This is a genomic window from Salinimicrobium oceani (assembly GCF_012037645.1).
This window is the reverse complement of the sequence record NZ_JAAVJR010001091.1, coordinates 1-361: the sequence shown is the minus strand read 5'-3', so window position 1 is coordinate 361 and position 361 is coordinate 1. Positions and strand designations below refer to the sequence as shown.

The window sequence follows — 361 nt, the reverse complement described above, 5'->3', positions numbered from 1 at the left end:
AATCTAACCTTCAAGAATATTACTCCAGCTTTTCTTAACAAATATGAAGTATACATGCGATCAAGAGGCGGTACCGATGGTGGTATAGGGGTTCCTATGCGTGCGTTACGAGCACTTTTTAATTTTGCTATCGAACGTGGCCTGGTTAAAGAGGAGTTTTATCCATTTAAAGTCTACAAGATCTCAAAATTGAAAGGTAAAGGTCTAAAAAAAGCATTAAGTATGGAGCAAGTGAAGAAAATAGTCTCACTTGACCTTGAGAAGTACCCCTGGTTAATCAATAGTCGTAATTTCTTTGTTTTTAGCTTCTATACCCGAGGAATGAACTTTGCTGACATGATGAAACTCGAGTGGAAGCAAA

The 361-nt window shown here is 37.7% G+C and carries 1 pseudogene; it reads left to right on the top strand.

The annotated features are described in order from the left end of the window. Window positions 1-54: 54 nt before the first annotated feature. Window positions 55-361, top strand: a pseudogene (locus tag HC175_RS20925) (site-specific integrase); the annotation flags it as partial.